General features: G+C 67.1%; 4 protein-coding genes. All 4 read right to left on the bottom strand.

Annotated features, from left to right (window positions below; all coding sequences use genetic code 11):
- Window positions 1–2956, bottom strand: a 2956-nt coding sequence (locus ABH924_RS22200; protein ID WP_404502326.1) for a fibronectin type III domain-containing protein, incomplete at its 3' end; no start/stop codon positions are given.
- 200 nt (window positions 2957–3156) lie between these two features.
- Window positions 3157–4539 carry an NAD(P)(+) transhydrogenase (Re/Si-specific) subunit beta gene (locus ABH924_RS22195; RefSeq protein WP_404502324.1) on the bottom strand — a complete coding sequence of 461 codons (1383 nt, stop codon included), beginning with the start codon at window positions 4537–4539 and terminating at the stop codon, window positions 3157–3159.
- Entirely contained in the window at window positions 4536–4892 is a 357-nt protein-coding gene (locus tag ABH924_RS22190; RefSeq protein ID WP_404502322.1) for an NAD(P) transhydrogenase subunit alpha, read from the bottom strand. The genes ABH924_RS22195 and ABH924_RS22190 overlap by 4 nt, the downstream gene beginning before the upstream one ends.
- Window positions 4892–6082, bottom strand: coding sequence for a Re/Si-specific NAD(P)(+) transhydrogenase subunit alpha (locus tag ABH924_RS22185; protein WP_404502320.1), 1191 nt, complete (start codon window positions 6080–6082; stop codon window positions 4892–4894). Before ABH924_RS22185 ends, ABH924_RS22190 begins: the two co-directional genes overlap by 1 nt.
- Window positions 6083–6092 lie beyond the last annotated feature (10 nt).

Raw genomic sequence — 6092 nt, 5'->3', positions numbered from 1 at the left:
TGACGGTGAAGGTGTACGCGGTGCCGTTGCTGAGCCCGGTGACGTTGGTGGTGGTCGCGGGCGGGTTCCCGGTGACGGTGACCGGTGCCAGGGTCGTGGCGCCGGCGTGCGGGGTGACCGCGTAGGAAGTGATCGCGGAGCCGCCGTTGGCCGGGGCCGTCCAGGACACGGTCGCGGAGGCGTTCCCGGCCGTCGCGGTCACCCCTGTCGGGGCCGCCGGTGCCGTCGCGGCCGCGGTGGGGGTGACCGGCGCCGAGGCCGTGGAGGCCGGTGAGGTGCCGATGGCGTTGGTGGCGGTGACGGTGAAGGTGTAGGCGGTGCCGTTGCTGAGTCCGGTGATGTTCGCCGTCGTGGCGGGCGGGTTCCCGGTGTCGGTGACCGGGGCCAGGGTCGTGGCGCCGGCGTGCGGGGTGACCGTGTAGGAGGTGATCGCGGAGCCGCCGTTGGCCGGGGCCGTCCAGGACACGGTGGCGGAGGCGTTGCCGGCCGTCGCGGTGACCCCTGTCGGGGCCGCCGGTGCCGTCGGGGTTGTCTGGCTGTTGGTCAGGGTGACGTCGTCCAGGTACATCCAGGTGTCATCCGCCGGGCTGGAACCGTCGAGGTGGACGTTGAACCAGAGCACGATGGCCTGCCCGTTGTAGGCGGAGAGGTTGGCGCTGAGCTGGGTCCAGGTCCCGTTGTTGTTGCAGAGCTTGAACAGGCTCGCCAGGACCGTGCCGCTGGTGGTGCGGACTTGTGCTTCCATCCAGTCGTAGCGGCAGGCGGTGCCGGTGCAGGTCTCGTCTGCGGTGTGCGGCTGGTACCAGAAGGACAGGGTGGAGGTCCCGGCGGCGGGCATGGTGATGGTCTGGGACAGGCTGCTGTCCCCGAGGGGTTCGGCCCCGGATACCAGGCCCAGGAGCGCGGAGCCGGTGCCGGTGTGCGCGGTGGTGGAGGCCACGGGGGCCTTGACGCCGCCGGTGGTCCAGGACGTGAGCCCGGATTCGAACCCGCCGTTGGTGACGCCGGGAACCGGCGCCGTGGGAGTGACCGGGGCCGACGCGGCGGACGGCGCAGACGTCCCGACGGCGTTCGTCGCCGTCACGGTGAAGGTGTAGGAGGTGCCGTTGCTCAGCCCGGTGACGGTCGCCGTCGTCGAGGGCGGATTCCCGGAGACCGTCACCGGAGCCAAAGCCGTGCCCCCGGTGGAAGGCGTCACGGCGTAGGAGGTGATCGGGGAACCGCCGTTGGCCGGCGCCGTCCAGGACACGGACGCCGAGGCGTTGCCCGCCGTCGCGCTCACGCCGGTGGGAGTCCCCGGAACTGTTGGGGCCGTCGGGGTGACCGGAGACGACGCGGCAGACGGCGCGGACGTCCCGACGGCGTTCGTCGCCGTCACGGTAAACGTGTAGGCCGTGCCGTTAGTCAACCCGGTGACGGTCGCCGTCGTCGAGGGCGGATTACCGGACACCGTCACCGGAGCCAAAGCCGTGCCACCGGTGGAAGGCGTCACCGCATACGAAGTGATCGGGGACCCGCCGTTGGCCGGAGCCGTCCACGACACCACCGCCGACGCGTTCCCCGCCGTCGCTGTCACCCCGGTCGGTGCCGCAGGCGCCGTCGCCGCGGCCTGGGTGACGTCGATCATCGAATAGTCGTCCGTGGTGATCGAACCGTTGGATTGGATGTTCAGTCCGTAACTGATACCCGAGGCGCCTGCCGGAAGAGCCGGCGTGGTCCAGGTTATCTGGGTCCAGTTGCTGCTCGCGTTGAACAGCGGGCTCGCCGTCCAGTAGGTCCAATACCCCGTTCCCGTCCGGTAGTAAACCTCGAATTGGGTGATGACATTGGATTTATACCAGGCGCTGAGCTGATAGATATGGCCTGGAGTGCCCGTCGGTGAGCAGCCGCCAAGATCCAAGGCCGGCAGGAGCTTCGCGTCACCGCTGACGTAGCCGCTCATTGTCAGGAGTTCGGCGTTGTTGCCTGTGTGGCCCGGCGAGACCACTGAAAAGCTGGGGGTGTTGGTGCCGTATCCACCCGCGGCCCAGCACAGCGGAATCCCGCTGGTGAGCGTCTCCAGGCTCGGGTTCTGGATCATATTGGTGCCCTGTGGAGGCGGCGGCGGTACCGGCGGCCCGGAGACGAGGGGCTGGACGGCGCCACCGATTACCTGGTCAACCGTCTTCACGGCGACGCTGCCCGCCGTCTGTTGTTGCGCTAACCAGGAGGCGAATTGGCTGAACAGATCGGGGCTGATGGTGAGCGTCGGGTCGGTTCCCACCGCGATGTGGTGGAAGGTCAACTGAACCCAGCCACCGCCAGCCGCCTGGGCCCTGGTCACGGAGTCTTCAAGGTTGGACAGCGTCCACGTGCTGTCCACTTCCTCCGGCGCCGCGGTGTCATACGGGTTGGCGGGCGGGATGGTTTCGGCAGCCGGGAGTCCAGGATCGTCCTTGCTGTAAAGGTCCCCGAGCCCGCGTGCGCTGTTAAAACCGCAGTTCTTCACGATGGTCTGCACCGCAGGATCCGTGGAAGCAAAAGGATAGGCGAAGCTTGTGACTTTGAAGCCCATGTTTGCCAGGGCGACCCTTCCGTTGCACACCTGTCGCGTCACTTCATCCGAGGTCAAGGTGACCAGGTCGGGGTGGGTGACGGTGTGCCCGGCAATCTCGTTGCCGTCTGTGAAGAGCTGATGCAAGTTCGCAGACGTGAAATAGCTCGGCTGATCGACCCATCCGGAGGGAACGAAGAAGGTACCGTGCAAACCTAGGTTCTTCATCGTGGCTTCGGCGGTCATTTGATCGGCGTTGCCGTCATCGAAGGTCAGCGTGATGACGGTGTTTGCAGCCGCATGCGCCGGCACAGCAAAGCCACTGAGGAGTGCCAGGACCATTGCCGCGCACGCTCCAACTGCGGCCCAACGGACGCCGAAGCGCCGCGTCACCTTGTGCTCCTGCGTCGAGAGTCTAGGCACTCCACTCACCGTCCATTCGATGCCGGGGCAAACGTCAAGGATGGGAGCATTCCCACCCTAGGTCTTTGGCCGATGATAGGGCGTTGAATCCAGCCGCGTCTTGAGTGGGCTCACCCGGCTGGGCAGCAGCAGCTCGCCACGATCCTGAGTGTGCTCACCCGATTTGGCAGCATAGAGGCCCGCGAGCACCCCAGAGTTGGTTAACTAAGCTTGAGCGCCTTGACCGCACTCAACACTTTGGTGAGGGATTCCTTGGCATCGCCAAACAGCAGAGTGGTCTGCGGTTCGTACATGAGTTCGTTCTCGATTCCCGCGAATCCCGGCCGCATGGAGCGCTTCAGGAACACTACTTGGCGCGCGTCGGCCACTTCAAGGATCGGCATGCCGTAGATCGGCGAACCTGGGGTGGTTTTCGCGGCTGGATTGACGACGTCGTTCGCTCCGACCACGAGCGCGACGTCGGCCGTCCGGAATTCCGAGTTGATCTCGCCCATTTCCTTGAGGGACTCATAGGGCACATTGGCTTCGGCAAGCAGGACGTTCATGTGCCCGGGCATGCGGCCGGCCACCGGATGGATGGCGAAATCCACGTCGATGCCCCTCGCCTCCAGTGCAAGGGCCAGCTCCGCCGCCGTGTGCTGCCCTTGCGCTACCGCGAGCCCATAGCCAGGAACGATGATGACCCGTTGCGCGTAGCCAAGGAGCACGGCCACGTCTTCCGGGCTGGAGGAGCGGACGGGGCGGTCGCTCACCGCCGTCGACCCCGCCGTCGAGCCTCCCTTGAACGCGCCGAAGAGGATTCCCGCAACACTGCGGCCCATGGCCGTGGCCATGGCCCGGGTGAGGATGGTGCCCGAGGCGCCCACCAACGTGCCGGCCACCACCAAGAGCACGTTGCCAAGCACCAGGCCGGAGGCCGCCACGGCCAGGCCCGTAAAGGCATTCAGGAGCGAAATAACGATCGGCACGTCCGCGCCGCCGACCGGCAGCACCAGCAGCACGCCTGCCGCCAGCCCCAGCACCAAGAGCAGCAGCGCGAGCGCTAGGGAACCACTGAAGACGACGGCGACGGCGGCACCCACCGCAGCGAGCAGCACCGCTCCCATGAGGGTCGGCAGGCCAGGGAACACCACCGGGCGGGTGGTCATGAGCTCCTGGAGCTTGGAGAACGTGATGGCGGAACCTGCGAACGACACCGCCCCCACCAGCAGCGTGAAGACGATGGCCACACGCACCCAGTGGTCCTCCGTGTGCGCGAGTTCCAGGAGTGCAACGAGCGCCGCGGCACCACCGCCCACGCCATTGAATAGCGCGACGAGCTGCGGCATCTGGGTCATCTTCACCTGGCGCGCTATCGGCGCGGCCACGCCCGAACCGACCACCATCGCGCCCAGGATCCAGGGAACGTTGTCCATTTTGACGGACATAAAGACCGTGGCGACGGCGAGCGCCGCACCGAATGCGCCTACCAAGTTGCCTCGCCGGGCAGTACGTGGCGAATTGAGTCCCTTGAGCGCGAGGATGAAACACACGGCAGCCGCGAGGTAGAGGAGCGAAGTCCACACCGGATCGATGAGGCTCATCGCGTGCGCTCCTTGGACTCGGATGCGCTGGACTCGGGCTTTATGGCCTCAGGTTTCGCGCCTGGGGGCACAACGCGTTTACGGCCGCGGAACATCTCCAACATGCGGTCGGTCACTACGAAACCGCCCACCAAATTGGCGGTGGCGAGGACCACGGCGAGCAAGGCGACCGCGAGGACCCAAGGGTCCGAGGCCTGCCCGGCGACGATGATCGCTCCCACGAGGATGATTCCGTGAATGGCGTTGGCCCCGGACATCAAGGGCGTGTGAAGCGTGCTTGAGACCTTGGACACCACTTCGAAGCCCACGAAGATCGCCAAGACAGTGATAGTGAGCAGGGCGATGCCGTCCATCAGGAGACCCCCTCGTTGGCGGAGCTTACGGATTCCGCCGTCTCGGCGGAGAGCGCCGCAAGGGCGTCGGCCGTCGGACCGTGCCGCACCTCGCCGTCGTGCGTCAGGCACGCGCCCGCCACTACTTCATCGCCGAAGTCCGGGACGACGGCGCCATCACAAGTCATCAGGGCCAGCAGGTTCGCGACGTTCTTCGCGTAGAGGCGCGAGGCGTCAGCGGGCATGGCAGAGGCGACATCCTTCATCCCCACCAGGGTGACCGTGCCCTGGCCGTCCGCCGTCGGTATTTGAAGATCCAAGCCAGGCACCGAGCCTTCCACGTTGCCGCCGGACTCCGCGGCGAGGTCGACAATCACCGAGCCCGGGCGCATGTGCTGAACCATTTCGCGGCTCACCAGGAGAGGGGCCCGCCGTCCGGGGACCGCCGCCGTCGTGATGAGCACGTCTGCCTGGGCCACGTGCGGGGCGAGCAGCTCACGCTGCAGGGCGCCGCGGTCGGCGCTGAGTTCGCGCGCATAGCCGCCGGACGATTCCGCCGTCTCCACATCGAGCTTGATGAAGGTGCCGCCCATGGACGCAACCTCGTCCGCCGAAGCGGGCCGGATGTCGTTGGCGGAGACGCGGGCACCCAGCCTCTTCGCGGTACCGATGGCCTGCAGGCCGGCCACACCCGCCCCCAATACCAGCACGCGGGCCGGGGGAATGGTTCCGGCGGCCGTCATGTAGAGCGGGAAGAAGCGCGGGAGGCGCATTGCCGCCTCGAGCACGCAGCGGTATCCGGCCACGAGGGCCTGGGACGTGAGCGCGTCCATGGATTGTGCCCGGGAAATGCGCGGCACCAGCTCAAGCGCGAAGGAGGTCACCCCCGCTTCGGCGAGCGCGCGGACGGTGGGAAGTTCCGACGACGGCGAGGCCAGGCCTACGGTGACAGCGCCCCGGGGAAGCGCGGCCGCCGTCGCGGGTTCGAGGGGGCGGACGTGCGCGTAGACGTCCAGTCGGGCCAGATCCAAGGCGGGGACGATGAGGGCTCCTGCCTGGCGGTAGTCCTCGTCGCTGTGGCCCGCGGCGGTTCCAGCGCCGCTTTCAACGACGACGTCCAGTCCCAGTCCAGCCAACTGCTTGACGGTCTCCGGCGTCGCGGCCACACGACGTTCACCCTCCAGGCGTTCCCGCGCTATGCCAAGTTTCACCCGCGCTCCC

It is taken from the genome of Arthrobacter sp. GAS37, from assembly GCF_044908325.1.
GTDB lineage: Bacteria > Actinomycetota > Actinomycetes > Actinomycetales > Micrococcaceae > Arthrobacter > Arthrobacter ramosus.
This window is presented reverse-complemented; position numbering and strand designations above follow the sequence as displayed.